The following is an 18,345-nucleotide window of genomic DNA, read 5'->3' as shown; positions in this document are numbered from 1 at the left end:
CATTTAAACTAGCATTTATAATCTTATCTCTAAATCACAACTGTTACCCCATCACCATCAAGTTAAAGTTTCATTTTATTTTGCTAACTTGAGGGTGATGTGACGTAACCTTAATTATTTAAAAATTTTAAAAAGGCCCCTTAGCCATGTTAAAGGGACCTTGATCACGCAAATGATCTGTAAGCCAATTCATTTTTGATATACAGATCATTTGTATGATAATTTTTATAAATAATTGCTAAATAGTGAATTTACATAAATGCTTTTAGAAGTTCTTGAATTAATGGGATTGCTCCACCTATAAATTTTAAAACTGCCATTGCGATTTCCATATTATTCTCTCCTCTTTTTCGTATTAAAATGTAATAAATCTTTATAACTTTATTATAGTAAGCGCTTACAATAATAACAATACATTTCCGTATGCAATATTGCATATTTATACATTAGATCTCTATTATTCATTTTTTAATGGTACTATAGCGAGGTGAGAGTCTTTAAGGGTTCTCCTTAATAGGAGGAAATATGGAAAGAGTGCAAGCGATTTACAGTAATCAAAAATTTAAGAGTTGGGTTAAACAGGTATTAGCTGTAGGAGGAGTAATAGGGTGCTGTTATTTGGTGTTATATGTTTTCTGTTTCTTAGTTATCATGTAAATAGTATACAACTAAACTAGTAGAGTCTTGCCTAGAGAGGTAAGGCTCTTTTATTGTAGTACCTGGAGATGAGCAAACTACATACAATATCTCTCAGGTTTTTCAGATCACTTTGTAGGATTCCTTGTTTAGAACACTAATTCATATCATTGAAAACAGAATTCTATGGATAAAAAATATGTTTTTACTAGATACATACTAAAAAGATAAGCATAAATTATATTAGATTTTGGCAAAATCTTTTTGAATTGGAAAAGGATTTAAATCTTACTTATAGACTTGATTCCTTTTTATATAATATAATCCTTATATTGATACGTAAATATAATACAGTAATAATAAATTAAAAGCAAGAATTTTAGTAGCGGTACGTTCACACATCCATCAACTTAAGATTTTCAAACAAAAAATTCTTTTTTTAATTGATTAATAGTAAACGAGAAAGATTGGCAAATTAACAACTAAAGAGATTTCTTCAGGTAAAATCTATCAAAAGGTCCTTTACAAAATTTATACATAAGTCAATTATAAAATCATGTAAATATTATGTATTTTTGTAAAATAAATTCATTGACACTTGTGTATATAAGTAACTATACTCGTTACATCAAATTGAATGCGTGATAATACGATTTTATTATTATTACAAACATGTAAATATAAAAATAGAAAATCTCAATTTGATAAATACAATGGTAGAGGTGTTTATTTTAATGAAGCACAAATTAATTGCAACAGGTATCCTTGCAGGAGCTATATTATCCTATTCTTCTAATATTTTAGCAGATACTCATAAATTCCCTGATGTTCCTACATGGGCTGATAAATCCGTTAACTATTTAGTTGATAAACAGGTATTAAATGGTTATCCAGATGGAACTTTTGGTTCAAATGACTCCTTAGACAGAGCTTCGGCTACAAAAATTATGACAAAAGTTTTAGGTATAAAAATTGAGCCTAATGCAAAACCATCTTTTACAGATTCACAAAACCACTGGGCTACTCCTTATATTGCTGCTGCTGAAAAAGCTGGTATTGTTAAAGGTGAAGGTAATGGAATCTTTAATCCATCCGGAAAAGTAACTCGTGCTGCTATGGCTACCATGCTAGTAAATACATATAAACTACAAAGCACAGCAAATCATAACGAGCAGGTTAGATTTGAAGATTTAAAAGGGCATTGGGGAGAAAAACATGCCAATATTTTAATAGATTTAAAAATTTCTAATGGTACCGAGAACGGTTGGCAACCAAATAGATTTATAACACGTGCTGAAGCTGCTCAACTTACTGCAAAAACAGATATGTTACAACAAAATTTAAACGATGAAAAAGAGGTTATTACTGCTACCTCATATGAAGATTTAAATTTAACAGTGGCTTCGAAAATTACAGCTCAAGAGATTGATAGTTTTATTGCAAAATATCATTCAGATAGTCCCTTAGTTGGACATGGACAAGATTTTATCAATGCGCAAAATCAATATGGCGTGAGTGCTCATTATTTAGCGGCGCATGCGATTTTAGAATCTGGATACGGAAAATCAGAAATCGCATATCAAAAACATAATTTATTCGGTCTACGTGCATATGATGGAGATCCGTTTAAATATGCGAAATATTTACCAAGCTACGGCGATAGTATTGCTTATAACGCTAATTATGTACGAGAAAGATATTTAGAAGAAAGTGGTATGTATTATAACGGGTCAACATTAACTGGCATGAACGTGAAATATGCATCAGATAAAGGCTGGGCTAAGAAAATTGCGGGTATTATGGAACGTATTAAACCGTTTCGTGTAGAAGACTATACATATGCAAAAAAATTACCAAAGAATCCTGAAACATTAGATGTCGACGCGTTATCTAATGAAATTCCATATAAAATGTATGCAGACGGTTCAAGCTCAAATGTTGTATCATCAGCTACTTACTATCAGGTACCTTATCCATTTAATTTAAAAATTAAAAGTAGACCAGATGTAGCTGTCGAGGAGAATAAAGTTGGTACAGTAACTCCTGGAACAACCATCTTTATTTATCGTGAAGATCCGAATGGATGGGTAGAATTCTCTTTTGAAGCTAATGGAGAAAAATATTGGACATTAAAAAATAAATTAAGTATGTAATTAAAAAGATCTATTTCACTAGTTTTAAAAGTATGGGATTGGACAATTGATTCTCTAGATTGGAAATACAATAAATTACCCGTTGATGTAGCAGCTGCAAAGATTATTCAAAATGTCTTAGCAGGTGCTACATCCGCATACTTTTTCGGGAAAATGTTGCGCAAAGTAGGTTCATTTTCAACACTATCTCCTGGTTCACCGTAATCTTCAATGATGTAATATTCCTTATCTTTAATGTATATATTGAATATACAAATATATTGTGTTATGATGTGAATTAGAAACTCGCGTGTTTCAAATACAACATTTTTATCTTTTTGATGACCTCTTATCTTTCCGTAAGAGGTCCTTTTTTATCCCTCCGTATTGCATAGCCGCTAAAATACTATGAAAAGATACTAGAGACTACTACAATGTGATATTCTCTAGTATTTTTTCTTTATCCATATTATCTATTGTTGGGTAATTGATGAATTATTAATTTTTGTATAATTTTCACAAAATAACTTTGAACCATTATTTATTTCAATATAAAATAATAAAGGTATATATATGAATAGGTATGTCCTTTTTATGTGATGATAATGCGAATTGAAGCGTAATACTGAAACGGTAAACGAGAAGAATCAGGGCCGAAACAGATAGTAAGGAGCAGACAATACTTATAATGAAAACGTTCATAATGGACTGTCTATGGATGGAGAAAAAATACGAAAAGATAAAAGGGGCAAATGAATATGAACAGAGCCTTTAAAGGTACCGTATTAGCAGGGATAAGTGTGGGTTTCTTGCTAGCTGGTTGTACAATAGAAACATATGTCCTAACGCAGTCCAGAATATAAGCAAGTAGATTAAGTATTCTAAGCAGATAAATGAAGACTATAGCGATGAAGAAATTGAAAGACAACTAAGAGGTATAGCATCCTGACTTTCTAAATAACATGAGTGTTTCTATAGAATGAATCCTTAGGAGGGCTATTGTGGAACCTTTAATCAATGCTATTTTATACTTTGTATTTTTATTTGGAGCACTGTTTCTTATACTGGGTACTGCATTGGTTTTATTAATCGTGGCTGCATTACCAGTAATCTGGAAGAAAAATCTATCATTCCTAATGATTAGCTTAGGTATAAATATACTTGTCATTCCATTGTCTTTTTTTATTGGCGGGATGGCAACAGATTCCCCTGGTAGTACGATGCACGATTTTTGGGAAGTATTTTTGTTTATTCAGATATTTCCGTTTCCCCTAGTACTGCTATCTTTAGTTTGGTGGCTTGTGCGTCGAAAAAAAGAAAAAGTTCATGTGTAGCGTTTTTAATGCACATAAGCTGTCCGTTTGGGCAGCTTATTATATTTATTACTAAGCGTGATTATTTCCAAAATGAATGCAATACCACTATACAGTTAAATTGAAGGTGAACCATATTGAAATCTTATCAAACTTTAGCCCACTTGTATGCATTAGGACTAGGCTGCGGACTTTGGAATAGAGAGGAGGTTATTTCATGGTGCGATAGGTTGATTGAAGCAAATGATCACCCGCCATATGAAATTATGGAGATATCTTTAATGTCTAAAGCAAAGCTGATATATATAGAATCGGCTTTACTGTCATATAGCCGCATAGTTGATGAAAACCCCTCGGTAAACATCCTTCTTTCAGTCTTAAATGAAAAGTTAGTAGCTCAGAAATGGAATATTAAACAAGCTATTACTTGCTCTACTCGATTACTAGTAAATAGAGGCCTGTATTGGGAAGAAGAATATTTTGATTTATACAGCCTTAATGATAGCTATGACTTAGCACAGGAAGGTATCCATTTTAATGAAAAAGATGTGATTTCTGCTTATATCGATACATTAGGTGTTTTTCGCGTCCATTTTAACGAGTTTGAAGATCTCTATTTACAAGTCATGAAACAGAAGTGGCAAGGGTAGAAGGCAGGAAAAAGAATCATTGAATCGTAAGAGTTACTTCCTGTATTTATCACCAAATTTATCTGGCCAAGACAAATCTGTCTTCGTGTTGATGAATTTTTGTCTCTTAATAACTTAATGCTATCGTTTTTATTTTTTCCGACAGCAAGCTAAGTTAGCATGTTTAATGCATAATGAGACGCCTGTAAATGAGCATTACTATTTAAATTTTTACCAGAGAGTAATTTAGTTAATTAGTAGAAAAAGGAAGGGGCCTATTTGGCTCCTTCCTTTTTCTTATACATACATAACGCTTGTTGACAACTTATGAAATAATAGCATTCATCGCTATTAAAATATAACATTAAAAGCAATTAATTAGATATGTAATTTTGCATATATTGTACTATTTCATGAATAGGAACAAAACTATTTATCTCTTTCTGTATGGAGACAAATAGATTTAGGTTTACTTAAGTTAAGAAGATCTGATCATTGATTACTGGTTAAACCATATTTCTACGTATTTGAAAAAATTATATTTGATGACGGATCTATTGTCTTTAAGACGGGAGATAAAGTAACAGAAGAAAAAATTAAGAGATTATATTGGGCAGCCAAGGAAGTAAAAGCACAATATCACCGTGTAATTGGAAATGATAAAGCACTAGAACCGGGTAATGCTGATGATGTACTAACAATAGTAATTTATAATAATCCAGATGAATATCAATTAAATAGACAATTATATGGATATGAAACAAACAACGGTGGAATTTATATTGAAGAGAAGGGGACTTTCTTTACATATGAGCGTACGCCAAAGCAGAGTATTTATAGTTTAGAAGAGTTGTTCCGTCATGAATTCACTCACTATTTACAAGGAAGATATGAGGTTCCTGGTTTATTTGGAAGCGGAGAAATGTATCAAAATGAACGATTAACTTGGTTCCAAGAAGGGAATGCAGAATTTTTTGCAGGATCTACACGTACAAATAATGTTGTTCCGCGTAAAAGTATGATAAGTGGCTTATCATCTGATCCAGCAAGCCGTTATACAGTAAAGCAAACTTTGTTCTCAAAATATGGATCATGGGACTTTTATAAGTATTCCTTTGCACTACAGTCTTATTTGTATAATCATCAATTTGAAACATTTGATAAGCTTCAAGATTTAATTCGTGCAAATGATGTGAAAAAGTATGACTCGTATCGTGAATCATTGAGCAACAATACACAATTGAATGCAGAATATCAAGCGTATATGCAGCAGTTGATTGATAATCAAGATAAATATAATATACCGCAAGTAACAAATGATTATTTAATTCAACACGCACCGAAGCCGTTAGCTGAAGTGAAAAATGAAATTGTGGATGTAGCAAATATAAAAGATGCACAAATTACAAAATATGAGTCGCAATTCTTTAATACATTTATTGTGGAAGGCAAGTACACAGGTGGTACATCAAAAGGTGAGTCTGAAGATTGGAAAGCGATGAGTAAACAAGTAAACCAAACTTTAGAGCAGTTATCCCAAAAAGGGTGGAGCGGCTATAAAACAGTTACAGCTTATTTTGTAAACTATCGTGTAAATGCAGCTAACCAGTTTGAATATGATATTGTTTTTCATGGTGTTGCGACAGAGGAAAAAGAAAAAACGACTACTATAGTAAATATGAATGGACCATACAGCGGGATAGTAAATGAAGAGATTCAATTTCATAGCGATGGTACAAAAAGTGAAAATGGAAAAGTTATTTCTTACCTATGGAACTTTGGAGATGGTACAACAAGTACAGAAGCTAATCCTACCCATGTATATGGAGAAAAAGGAACTTATACTGTGGAACTAACAGTAAAAGATAGTAGAGGTAAAGAAAGTAAAGAACAAACAAAAATTACTGTAAAACAAGATCCGCAAATAGGTGAATCCCTTGAAGAGGAGAAGGTACTCCCGTTTAATAAACTTGTAAAAGGAAATCTGATTACTCCTGATCAAACAGATGTTTATACGTTTAATGTTACAGATCCAAAAGAAGTAGAGATTTCTGTGGTAAATGAACAAAATATTGGGATGACATGGGTACTTTATCATGAATCAGATATGCAAAATTATGTAGCTTGTGGTGAAGATGAAGGAAATACTATAAAGGGGAAATTCGTAGCGAAACCAGGGAAATATTATCTGAATGTGTATAAATTTGATGATAAAAATGGTGAATATTCACTATTAGTAAAATAAATTTATTTCCAATATGTATATAATCATTGTTTTTTTAGAAGGGGTCTGTCACGATAGACTCCTTCTGTTTTTTTATTCATACGGTCTTGGAATCTATGAAACTAAGCTTCCAAGCAGTGTCCCAATATGGGAACATACAGGTGACATTCCAGGATTCATTACTTTTACTGAAGGTACACTTGGCGGTAAACATACGTTGGCTGTCAGTTTAAACAGTATGTGTAGTGCTAACAGTCCAAATCCTTTTAAAAATATTTTCATTGCTGAATCTAGCAGGTAGACAAAGAAAAGAGCGTGTTTTGAAAAAAATAACCAAAACACGTTCTTAATATTTTCAGTTGATTATTTTTTATAAAAAGTTTAATCATTTCTACTTATATTGCTCAACTATTTGACCCATTACTTTAAGTTTAAAAGTCATTGTGGAAAATTTAAGTGCTTATAGGGAATACTCAGCTAACTGTTCACCCCAAGATGATAATTCGGTTTCAATAAATCCTGCTTTTTTATATACAAATTTTGCAGTAAGGTTTTCAGGATTATATCCAATCATGATTAACGGAATATTGGTGTAATTATTTCGTCTTATCTCATCAATAATTAGATATATAGCTTGTTTGCCTATACCTTTCCCTTGAAATTCTTCATCAATCATAAGTCTATAAATCCAATAATTTTTATCATCAGGGTCTATCCCAAACATAGTAAATCCTATCATTTTCTCATCAAAATAAATACCTTTTGCATAGAAGTTATCTAGAAATTGAACTTCTGCAATAGAATAAAGGTTGGATGCAATAAATGTTTGTTGTTCTTTTTTAACAGAAAGTCTAATTGCTTCTTTCCAATTACTTTTGTCAATAGCCTTTAAATAAATTTTCTTCAATCTGATACTCTCCTTCCAATGTTGAGGAGGAACCACGTAGTTTATGGGTTAGTGATACGTTATCCACTTGTTTTTTCGCTCAATGAAATAGAAATATTTTCTCATTGACAACGTCTCCTTAAAGGTACAATTCAAAACACATTAATATAATTATATTCTTCCTACTATAAATTATTTTCCTGTTAAAAAAATTCTATTTCTCTACCTAATTTAGCTAAGGTATATGATACCAAATATCGGAAGAATCTCTTTGCAAACAATTTTATTTCACCTTGAATAATGAAAGATTGGTCAGATTTATATTATGGTGAAAACTTCAAACGATTGACTCAAGTGAAAGCTAAATACGATCCAGAAGATATTTTCAATTTCCCATAAAGTATTCCACCTGTTTATAAAAAATAGAATTCCTTGCCTGTTTTAAATTTTGCAATTTATAAAGAATAATAGATAAAAAAGATTGCACGGATAATGAATAAACATGAATCAATTAAAAAAGGAGCACATCACATCGACTTCAAGCTAAGATTTTACACTATCCATAAAGTAAAAAATACGTTATTCCTTTCTCTAATTATGCAGAAGGAATAACGTATTTTTTCATTTTAAGAGGAATTTTATTTTCTTAGCTTGATAGAGATATGTTGTTACTCCATTGGTAAAATAAAGAATTTAATTAGCTTACTAAAAAATTGATTTTAAGTAAGAGGTATATATACAGAATACCACCAGCATTTCTCTCATTTTCCACTTTAATATATGGACTTCAGTATTTGACGCAAATAATTTCTTCTAATAATAAGGTAGTAAATTATTTGTACACTAATAAAGCTCGTGAAGATGAAAATAGAATTTCCTGCAATAGGTAAGTCTATGTGCCTGCTCTGTGCTAAAAACCTTATTGCCAAGAAAGCCACGCTACTGTGAAGAACAGAAATCACAATAGGTATAAAAAATAATATACTAATTTGTTGGGTTACAATTTTTTTTATCTCTCTTTTAGTTAACCCTAATTTAGAAAGCATTTGAAATTGGCTTTTATCTCGATCTAAATCTGTAAATAAACGGAAGTAAAGAAAACTAATTGTAAACACGAAAAATACAACTCCTACTAGTACACTAAGAATAGATAGTATCGCATTCACTTGTTTACCTTCTAACCATTTTAATACCGGGGAATCAAATATAAATGGTGGGCGTCCGTTTCTATAATCATTTGGAATTATCTCTGTAAGTTTTTTAGCCACATCTGCTGTTTCATACATGTTTTTAATTAAGAAACGATAGTCTATATACTGATCGACCTTTGCTTCTTCTAACGGTGTATTTAGAATTGTTTCGTACATTGAATCCGAAACAACGACAGAAAAATTATTAGATGGGCTGATAATATTATCCATTAATATTTTATTACCAGAAAAATTATAATTCATATTACCGTGTTCCAGTGTAAGGGATGAAGACATTTTCTTTAATTCCTCTTGAGAAGCTGCTCTCAAATATATTTTTGATGGTAGGATTAGACTGTCTGTTTCCTTATTTAACGTTTCTGCTGGGTATCCTAGTGTTTTGGCAGTTGCGTTGTAATCAGTCAGTTTCATAATTGGTGTTGCGTGACTTGTTGTATTAAAACCAGTAGAAGTTACTAATTTATATGAGAATCCATCATTATGTAATTGTTTCTCTATTTGAGCAATATGAAATGCCTCCTCCTTGTTGTGTTTATATGATTTATATTCAAATGCATAAGGACTGTTAACTTCCGCTAATGCGCCATTTCCAATAGAAAGGCAAGCACCAATAGAGGTAAAGGCAACTGCGGAAAGTATACTTACTAGAAAGAGTGTTCGTGCGTTATCTGTCATTCGATATGTTAACTCTGAAATCATTAACATATTGGTTTTTTTAAAGAAAGTGTATTGACGATTTTTCAATATTGTAATGACATAAAAGCTGAGCTGAGTAAATAAAAAGTATGTTCCTAATACAGTTAAGAAAACACATAGTAATAGAACATATATCTCAATTCCTTTTTTTAATGCTATATCCAAATAAAACGCTGAGGCATATCCAATGCAAATACAAAGAATTGAGAAGAAAGCTAGCCATTTAGATGACTTTGGTTCCGCTTTTGGTTTTTCTTCAGATTTCATGAGTTCAATTAGCTGTGATACCTTCATTACTCGTACAGTGAAAAAAGAGACAAGTATAAATAAAATAAAAAACATAAGAGATGTCACTAAAATTGCATTAGTAGGAAAATGAAATGGAAGCCCACCTTTTAACAGGAAAAGGGAACCACTTATCAGTAAGATTAATTTTCCAAAAACTAATCCAAGTCCAATCCCAACAATAATTGCAGAACATCCAATTAACATATTTTCCATGAAAATTAGCTTTTTTAATTGTGCATTAGACATGCCATGGAGTAATAAAATCCCAAATTCCTTTTTCCTTGTTTTTAAAAACATAGTAATAGAATAGAGAATGAAAAAGAAGGAGAAAAATATAATTAGATATTGAGCAATTTTAAATCCTTTTGTACTTAAAGAACTCATGGTCTCACTGGTCGATACAAGATTTCCAGTGAAATTAGGATGAAATGCAAGCAATTCAAAAGTAAATAGAATCATCACGGCAAATGTACTACTCAAAAAATGTCCAAGGTATAATCGTTTATTACGAGTGACATTATTATATACAAGTTGACGAAAATTCATGTTACTTACCTCCTAGTAAAGATAGTACATCTGTAATATCTTTGTGAAATTTTGAACGATTGTCATCGCAATAAATTTCATTATAAAAAGATCCATCTGTAATGAAGATTACTCGATCACAGTAACTCGCAGCTACGGGATCATGTGTCACTAGCATCATAGTTACTTGTTGATCTTGATTTAATTTCTTTAGGAGTTCCATCACATCATTTGCCGCTTTTGAATCTAAATTTCCTGTTGGTTCATCTGCTAATATTAATTGAGGAGAATGAATAAGGGCACGAGCAATGGCGGTTCGTTGAGCTTGTCCTCCTGAAATTTCATAGGTTCTTTTATTTAAAATCTGTTCAATCCCTAGTTTTTTGGAAATGACTTCTACTTTGTTGTTCATTTCATTCAAACTTACATTATCTAATGTAAGTGGTAAAACAATATTCTCTTTTACAGTTAGAGTATTCATAAGGTTAAAGGATTGAAAGACAAAGCCTAGTTCACGGCGTCTAAATAATGCTAAATCATTAGAAGATAAACAATGGGGATTTTTTTCGTTAATAAATACTTCTCCTGATGTTGGTGCATCAATAGTAGAAATCATATTCAGTAAAGTTGATTTGCCACTGCCTGATGCTCCCATAATTCCTACAAATTCTCCTTTTTGTATTGTCAAATCAATATTGGAAAGAGCTTTATAAGATACTTTTCCTGTATTATAAATTTTACTTAAGTTACGGACTGTTAATATACTCATAGTTGTTATCTCCTATTCTTTTATTGGCTATATATAATTTAATCTAAAGCATTATAGTCCTCATATTGAATTGTCTTACATTTACCTTACAAGCATGTAAGAATTCTATCTTTTAAGAAAATTATTTTAGAGGAGGTTAAAGATTTAACTCAACATATTTACAGTGTATAACGCCTATTAAATTAAAGGAAGGAACCTATTAAATTTCCTAATAGGCTCCTTTTTTTAAGGCGAAAATTTCAAATATAGAGTTATACTTCAAATCGTTTGCGTTTTCATACAAATTTTATAAAGTTAAAAATTTCTTGTTTTATTTTAGCTTTATATTGATAAGATACTAGCATCCAATTTTTTTATGATTCAATCCAGGATAAAATATCTACTACCGTTTGATAGGCAGTGCATAATGACCAAAAGATAAATCCAGCAAGGCACTTGATTCTTGACGCAGTAACAGATCTTTCGGACGGAACATAAAGGACCCATCAGCATTGATGGAAGTATCAGGGTCTAGAATTCCTTGGGAGGCAAGTGCCTGAATCGATTGGACTGCCCAGTCGTCTGCGGCATCAAGTAATTTAACTTTAATAGCTTTATCAGGTTGAATCGGTTTCAAGTCTTGAATTTGCTTAACGTTTTGAATCATGGTTGCTGCGACCTGTCGGGTAATCGGAGTAGCACGAATATACTCTGGAATTCCATTCATCATTTTTTCCCTTGCCTCCTTGGATTCGTCTGGAAAACCATTCCATCCGTGAGCAAGTAACAGCGTATCCGCAAATTCTCCTTGTGTCATGGTGTCCATCGGATTAAATAGATTATCTGTTTTAGCACCCATAATGTTTAGAGCATGAAGGTTATCAATGTGACTTCTATATTTACTCTTTGCTGGCACGTCATCAAACGGTGATTTGTTGTTAATTTTCTGAGCATCTGCTACAAAATCAAGGCTTTTAGGAGAGGTGTAGTGAAAATATGTGATTTCTCCTGCTGAATTCTTTTTGAAAGCGACTTTATTGCCTTCTGAATCCTCAAATAACAATGGATGAATCATTTTGAGAACTTGTTTTCCCGTTGTTCCACACTCCATGATCAAATTCCCATTTTCATAAGTAAAATGAGTGCGAATGGCAGCGAAACGCGTATTCTGGAATAAACCCAAGTATTTATGAGCCTCTTTTTCCTCTAACGGGAGATAACTTGTTTTTACTTCATTCTTCTTAGCGGGGAAATAGTGATCCATGAGAGCTTCATATATGTCTATACTCATCATTGAATCATTATTGTAAGACATGAAGAATGCTGTTTTTTGTTCAGGCACTAAAATCAGCAGTGATTGATGCCCAGGCATACTTCCACCTTTCATTACAACATGTTGACCGTTAGCAAATTTATTAAAAGGCGTTTCAAATCCAATTGTCGCAACAGGGACTGTCTTATCATCAAAAACTTGATAGGCATGCATCATATCTATGCCTTTTTTACTTACAATTTCTTTGTCTTTAAACGTTCCTTTCTGTAGTTGCATAATCATGTATTTTGACATGTCTTCCGCAGTAGATAAAATGCCTCCTTGTGGTGTATCCCTTAAACCGCTCCCACTTGTTGGAATCGGATCACCTGTGGGACCATAATGTGTAGCCATTCTTTTGAGAAGGTCAGGCGTAAAACTCATACTCGTAGATTCCATATCTAATGGTTTGAAAATATTTTTTTCCATATATTTCGAGAAAGGGGTGTTAGTAGCATTTTCTACTGCAAACCCTGCGAGCGCAAATGAGACGTTGTCATACGTATAAGCTTCCCCTGGTGGCCGTATCACCGTTGGCATATGCTTAGAGAAAAATTCTTTCATGGGTATACTATTATGAACGTATTCGGGTCCAGTTATATTTGTGAGATCCGGAAAATCTACCCCGCTAGTATAAGTAAGCATATCAAACAGGGTGAGAGGTTTCCCTGTTTGATTAGGAATTTGTAATCCACCAAGGTATTTTTGTACATCTTGATCTAGTTTAAGCTTTCCTTTATCGACTTGCTGCATCACAGCCAAAGCAGTAAAGGTTTTTGAGACTGAAGCGATTTGAAAGACCGTGTCCTTAGTGACAGGGATTTTCTTTTCTTTATTGGCATATCCATATCCTTTATTGACAACGACCTTTCCATCATGAACGACGACAAAACTAGAACCGTTCACATTATACTTCTTCATTTTTTCTTCAAATAACGGGTCTGCAAAAGATTCTATTTCTTTTTTATTAGTAGGTCCTTCCATCATTTGAATATTAGTTGAGGATGTTAATGGTTTTGATTTTTCAGCTTCTAATAATTGTTGGGAACACGCAGAAATCATGGTTGAAGAAGAAAGAAGAACTGCAACGATCCCCAGTTTGTTAATTGCTTGTTTTATTTTTGTAAGCTCCTTTAATTGATTTGTTTTTTTGTTAGCGAAACGAGTTAGCACCCGTTAGCGTATGAACAGAGTGTAGCAAGAGGCCAGTCATAGTAGGTAGTGAGTTTTTGTCATATTTATAAAGGAGAACAAAATTGAGTGGATAAGGCTGTATTAATAGTTATGTCATAAAAGTCATGACATTTTGACACTACCGTGTGTGACAGAAAAACATTTAGAATCAAGGAGCAGTTTTTAACGCATTAACAATAAATGGGGAGGGGAGATCTACATTGTGTATGTTAAAAAATATAATGAGGCGTGAAAGGGGAAATAGGGATGATTTATTTATGAAAAACAAACCAGTAATAAGAGTGGTTCTTCTAGGGTTAACATACATGCGGAAAAAGAGGGATTTATCGTTTGTTAGAATACAATTGCATTTATGAAAAAATAATTAGCAAGATAATTACAAATGTAATATTGAACTTTTAATAGAGGTGATAGCTGTGTGCTTAGTATGAAACAGCTAATAACCATCTACACAATATGAATAGAGGAGAGGGAGAATCTTATGAAAACAAGTAGGCAAATTACGAGTGCAAGTCTGACCCTTTTAATGGCTGGAAGTTCTTTGTTATATACAACACCAAGCTCAATTGTAAAAGCAGAGCCCAATCAAAATGTATCTAATTCGTTACAAACAAATACTCAAAGAGATCGTACTTCCGTCAAGAAAGCAATGCGGGATACACTACAACTTGGATACCCAGGGATACTCGCCAAAATTTCAAAGGATAGAAAAACGTGGAGTTATGCTGCTGGGGTAGCGGATCTGAGAACCAAAAAAACAATGAAAGCAGATTATCGCTTTCGTATTGGCAGTGTTACGAAGACATTCATTGCAACAGTGCTACTTCAATTGGCTGGAGAGAACCGCTTGAATTTAGATGACTCCATCGAAAAATGGTTGCCTGGCGTCATTCAAGGAAACGGATATGATGGTAACCAGATTACGATTCGGCAGTTATTGAATCATACAAGTGGGATTGCTGAATACTTAAAGTCAAAAGACTATGATATTATGGATACAAAAAAATTGTATACGGCTGAAGAATTAGTAAAGATGGGAATTTCTATTCCACCAGACTTTGCTCCAGGTAAGGGCTGGTCTTATTCAAACACAGGATACGTAATACTAGGTATGCTTATTGAAAAAGTAACTGGAAACAGCTATGCGGAAGAGGTTGAAAATCGGATTGTTGAACCGCTCGAATTGTCGAATACATTCCTACCTGGTAATTCAACTGTTATTCCAGGTACCAATCATGCCCGTGGATATTTCCAACTAGACGAAGCAAGTGAGCCAAAAGACGTTACATATTCTTACCCAGGTAACTCGGATGGAGATATGATTTCTACTGCTGACGACTTGAACAAATTTTTCTCTTACTTACTTAGTGGCAAATTACTGAAGAAACAGCAACTAAAACAAATGCTTACTACAGTTCCTACAGGAATAGTAGGAATGGATGGTTATGGTCTTGGAATCTATGAAAATAAACTTCCAAACGGTGTCTCGATTTGGGGACACACAGGTGGATCTCCAGGTTTTTCTACCCTTGCTGGAGGCACAATTGGAGGCAAGCATACATTAGCCGTCAATTTGAACAGCATTAAAGTTAATAGTCCTGATCCTTTTAAAAATATTTTACTTGCTGAATTTAGCAAGTAGACAAAAAGGAAAAATAGATAAATTTTGTCATAGTTTTTATAGTTGAAAATATCCTTTTCTGGTTCAAAAAACACCTTAATTTTAAAGTTTTTTAAAATTAAGGCAGTAAATGCTGTTAAGCTAATAAAACAAAATCCTCTGTAACATGAAAAACGTTATTCTTTCTCTAGAATCATAGGAAAGGATAACGTTTTTTTACATTTGGGGTAAAGCAGGTTCCTAATTTGATGGACATATGGCAGTACCCTATGCCTATCAAGTTAATAGAACTGAGTTTTCTTAAAATAAAAACCACCGAATTATAGAAGTGGTTTTGAGCGTAAGGAATTTGTAAGAAAGGAGTAAGAAAAAAGAGATTTTCATTGTGTATGATCAAAATGTAGAGAAGAACGAGAGGGGAAATAGATACTATATATTTATATAAAAACAAATTCATTAACAAAACTCTATGGAAGAAAAGAAGAAATTACAGAGGTTAACATACATCTGAAAAAGAGGGATTAATCATTTATTAGGTCAGAAAGTTGTTTGTAGAAATAATTGGTGCATAGATGATTGCAAATTCAGTGTTGACTTTTATCATTGGGAGAGTTGATAGCTGTGTGGTTAGCATATGACATAGCTATTAACCATCAATACAATTTAAATAGAAGAGAGGAATTCTTTATGAAAACACGCAGTAAAATTACATGTGCAAGTCTAGCACTTTTAATAGCTGGAAGTTCCCTGTTATACATAACACCAACATCAATTGTAAAAGCAGAACCTACGCAAAATGTATCTAGTTCGTTACAAACAAGTACGCAAAACGATCGTACTTCTGTTAAGAAAGCAATGCGAGATGAACTGCAACTTGGATACCCGGGAATACTCGCTAAAATTTCTAAGGGGGGTAAAACTTGGAGTTATAGTGCTGGGGTAGCGGATCTGAAAACTAAGAAACCAATGAAAGCAGATTTTCGCTTTCGCATTGGCAGTGTGACGAAAACGTTCATTGCAACAGTTCTACTTCAATTATCTGGAGAGAACCGTTTGAATCTAGACGACTCCATTGAAAAATGGTTGCCTGGTGTTATTCAAGGAAACGGATATGATGGTAACCAGATTACGATCCGGCAAATATTGAATCATACAAGTGGTATTGCTGACTATGTAAATTCAAAAGACTTTGATATTATGGATACAAAAAAATCGTATACGGCTGAAGAATTCGTAAAGATGGGGATTTCACTTCCCCCGGACTTTGCCCCAGGAAAGGGTTGGTCTTATTCAAACACAGGATACGTATTACTGGGGATCCTTATTGAAAAAGTAACCGGCAACAGTTATGCCGAAGAGGTTGAAAACCGAATTATTGAACCGCTTGATTTGTCAAATACATTCCTACCTGGCAATTCAAGCGTGATTCCAGGCACCAAGCATGCCCGTGGCTATTTCCAACTAGACGGAGCAAGTGAGCTAAAAGACGTTACTTATATTAACCCAGGTAGCTCGGATGGAGATATGATTTCTACTGCTGACGATTTAAACAAATTCTTCTCTTGCTTACTAGATGGTAAATTACTGAAGGAACAGCAACTAAAACAAATGCTTACTACAGTTCCTACAGATAGAGAAGGAACCGGATATGGTCTTGGAATCTATGAAACTAAGCTTCCAAACGGTGTCTCGATATGGGGACACCAGGGTAAAGTTCTAGGCTTTACCACTTTTGCTGGTGGCACACTTGGAGGTAAGCATACATTGGCCGTCAATTTGAACAGTCTTAAAGCTGATAGGCCTGATCCATTTAAAAGTATTTTACTTGCTGAATTTAGCAAGTAGGTAAAAAGGAAAACCAGATAAAAAGTGAGTTTTAGGAATTAGAATAAATGTATCTTAACAGTAATAGGGGGGGAATAGTTTAAACTGGGATCCTTAGAGCATGTCAAAAAACTAATAAGTAAGTATTTCAGGAGGGTTTTATGAAAAAGAAAATGATTATTGCAATTGTTGCTTCTGCTATAACAATGTCTCATTTTGTAGGAAATACTTATGCAGATTCGAAAACAGAGGTTTCTGTTACAGCTCCCTACAATACAAATCAAATAGTGAAATGGTTAGAAGCACATGCAAAGCCTTTAAAAACAACTAATCCAACTGCATCTCTTAATGATTTGAAACCACTTAAGGATATGGTAGGTTCAGCCTCAATTGTAGGTTTAGGTGAAGCTACGCATGGGGCTCATGAAGTTTTTACGATGAAACACCGCATTGTTAAGTATTTAGTATCTGAAAAGGGCTTTACCAATCTAGTTTTAGAAGAGGGATGGGACAGGGCCTTGGAACTTGATCGATATGTTCTTACTGGCAAGGGAAACCCAAGCCAACATTTATCACCTACATTTAAGACGAAAGAAATGCTAGATTTACTTGATTGGATTCGGCAATATAATGCTAATCCAAAACATAAATCGAAAGTACGTGTCATCGGGATGGACATTCAATCAGTAAACGAAAATGTTTATAATAATATAATAGAATATATTAAAGCGAATAATTCAAAACTGTTGCCTAGAGTAGAAGAGAAGATAAAAGGGCTTATTCCTGTAACAAAGGATATGAATACTTTTGAAAGCCTTACGAAAGAAGAAAAAGAAAAGTATGTTTTAGATGCTAAACAAATTAGTGCTTTATTAGAGGAAAATAAAAGCTATTTAAATGGAAAATCTAAAGAGTTTGCATGGATAAAGCAAAATGCTCGTATTATTGAACAGTTTACTACAATGTTAGCGACACCTCCTGATAAACCAGCGGATTTTTATTTGAAACATGATATTGCAATGTATGAAAATGCGAAGTGGACTGAAGAACATTTAGGAAAAACCATTGTATGGGGACATAATGGACACGTTTCGAAAACAAATATG

The 18,345-nt window shown here is 33.2% G+C and carries 11 protein-coding genes and 5 pseudogenes; 10 read left to right on the top strand and 6 right to left on the bottom strand.

The window, feature by feature from the left end; genetic code table 11:
* Positions 1–251: 251 nt before the first annotated feature.
* Positions 252–437, bottom strand: a complete 186-nt coding sequence (locus tag DN401_RS19365; RefSeq protein WP_001987408.1) for a hypothetical protein — start codon at positions 435–437, stop codon at positions 252–254.
* Positions 438–1,370: 933 nt separating this feature from the next.
* On the opposite strand from DN401_RS19365, the gene DN401_RS19360 reads away from it, so the two are divergent.
* Positions 1,371–2,789, top strand: coding sequence for an S-layer homology domain-containing protein (locus tag DN401_RS19360; protein WP_149287904.1), 1,419 nt, complete (start codon positions 1,371–1,373; stop codon positions 2,787–2,789).
* A 24-nt stretch (positions 2,790–2,813) separates the two neighbouring features.
* A pseudogene (locus tag DN401_RS19355) lies at positions 2,814–2,927 on the top strand (polysaccharide deacetylase); the annotation flags it as partial.
* Here the strand turns inward: DN401_RS19355 and DN401_RS30255 are convergent.
* Positions 2,915–3,022 (bottom strand): annotated as a pseudogene (locus tag DN401_RS30255) (peptidase M56); the annotation flags it as partial. The pseudogenes DN401_RS19355 and DN401_RS30255 overlap by 13 nt on opposite strands.
* Before the next feature lie 747 nt (positions 3,023–3,769).
* Here DN401_RS30255 and DN401_RS19345 point away from each other — a divergent pair.
* From DN401_RS19345 to DN401_RS30250, 4 genes and pseudogenes are all read left to right on the top strand, one after another.
* A complete protein-coding gene (locus DN401_RS19345) occupies positions 3,770–4,102 on the top strand; it encodes a hypothetical protein (protein WP_000433525.1) in 333 nt (110 codons plus the stop codon).
* A gap of 116 nt (positions 4,103–4,218) precedes the next feature.
* Positions 4,219–4,731, top strand: coding sequence for a hypothetical protein (locus DN401_RS19340; protein ID WP_000844534.1), 513 nt, complete (start codon positions 4,219–4,221; stop codon positions 4,729–4,731).
* 517 nt (positions 4,732–5,248) lie between these two features.
* A pseudogene (gene colA, locus DN401_RS19330) lies at positions 5,249–6,955 on the top strand (collagenase ColA); the annotation flags it as partial.
* Positions 6,956–7,034: 79 nt separating this feature from the next.
* Positions 7,035–7,235 (top strand): annotated as a pseudogene (locus DN401_RS30250) (peptide hydrolase); the annotation flags it as partial.
* 159 nt (positions 7,236–7,394) lie between these two features.
* On the opposite strand, the gene DN401_RS19320 reads toward DN401_RS30250, so the two are convergent.
* Positions 7,395–7,841: a GNAT family N-acetyltransferase gene (locus DN401_RS19320; RefSeq protein ID WP_000725627.1), complete on the bottom strand. Its 447-nt coding sequence runs from the start codon at positions 7,839–7,841 to the stop codon at positions 7,395–7,397.
* A gap of 279 nt (positions 7,842–8,120) precedes the next feature.
* Here DN401_RS19320 and DN401_RS19315 point away from each other — a divergent pair.
* Positions 8,121–8,219: pseudogene (locus DN401_RS19315) on the top strand (BBE domain-containing protein); the annotation flags it as partial.
* Positions 8,220–8,593: 374 nt separating this feature from the next.
* Here the strand turns inward: DN401_RS19315 and DN401_RS19310 are convergent.
* The 3 genes from DN401_RS19310 to DN401_RS19300 form a co-directional block, all read right to left on the bottom strand.
* On the bottom strand, positions 8,594–10,561 hold the full coding sequence (locus tag DN401_RS19310; RefSeq protein WP_100655373.1) for an ABC transporter permease: 1,968 nt from the start codon (positions 10,559–10,561) through the stop codon (positions 8,594–8,596).
* Between the two features lies 1 nt (position 10,562).
* The gene (locus DN401_RS19305) at positions 10,563–11,309 is read right to left on the bottom strand and encodes an ABC transporter ATP-binding protein (RefSeq protein ID WP_100655372.1); all 747 of its coding nucleotides are present in this window, start codon (positions 11,307–11,309) and stop codon (positions 10,563–10,565) included.
* 382 nt (positions 11,310–11,691) lie between these two features.
* The gene (locus tag DN401_RS19300) at positions 11,692–13,719 is read right to left on the bottom strand and encodes a serine hydrolase domain-containing protein (RefSeq protein ID WP_100655371.1); all 2,028 of its coding nucleotides are present in this window, start codon (positions 13,717–13,719) and stop codon (positions 11,692–11,694) included.
* A gap of 556 nt (positions 13,720–14,275) precedes the next feature.
* Here DN401_RS19300 and DN401_RS19295 point away from each other — a divergent pair.
* From DN401_RS19295 to DN401_RS19280, 3 genes are all read left to right on the top strand, one after another.
* On the top strand, positions 14,276–15,436 hold the full coding sequence (locus DN401_RS19295; protein ID WP_100655370.1) for a serine hydrolase domain-containing protein: 1,161 nt from the start codon (positions 14,276–14,278) through the stop codon (positions 15,434–15,436).
* Positions 15,437–16,102: 666 nt separating this feature from the next.
* On the top strand, positions 16,103–17,260 hold the full coding sequence (locus DN401_RS19285) for a serine hydrolase domain-containing protein (protein ID WP_149287903.1): 1,158 nt from the start codon (positions 16,103–16,105) through the stop codon (positions 17,258–17,260).
* 140 nt (positions 17,261–17,400) lie between these two features.
* The coding region (locus tag DN401_RS19280; protein WP_149287902.1) for an erythromycin esterase family protein at positions 17,401–18,345 on the top strand (945 nt) is incomplete at its 3' end.

This window comes from Bacillus sp. BF2-3, assembly GCF_008368795.1.
Taxonomy (GTDB): Bacteria; Bacillota; Bacilli; order Bacillales; family Bacillaceae_G; genus Bacillus_A; species Bacillus_A cereus.
Note: the sequence above shows the minus strand (reverse complement) of the source record. Positions and strands in the feature narration are given on the sequence as shown.

Excerpts from the sequence above, each read along its gene's own strand:
- DN401_RS19295 (WP_100655370.1), top strand. The coding sequence starts at position 14,276 with ATGAAAACAAGTAGGCAAATTACGAGTGCAAGTCTGACCCTTTTAATG.
- DN401_RS19285 (WP_149287903.1), top strand. The coding sequence starts at position 16,103 with ATGAAAACACGCAGTAAAATTACATGTGCAAGTCTAGCACTTTTAATA.
- DN401_RS19360 (WP_149287904.1), top strand. The coding sequence starts at position 1,371 with ATGAAGCACAAATTAATTGCAACAGGTATCCTTGCAGGAGCTATATTA.
- DN401_RS19365 (WP_001987408.1), bottom strand. The coding sequence starts at position 437 with ATGCAATATTGCATACGGAAATGTATTGTTATTATTGTAAGCGCTTAC.
- DN401_RS19305 (WP_100655372.1), bottom strand. The coding sequence starts at position 11,309 with ATGAGTATATTAACAGTCCGTAACTTAAGTAAAATTTATAATACAGGA.
- DN401_RS19310 (WP_100655373.1), bottom strand. The coding sequence starts at position 10,561 with ATGAATTTTCGTCAACTTGTATATAATAATGTCACTCGTAATAAACGA.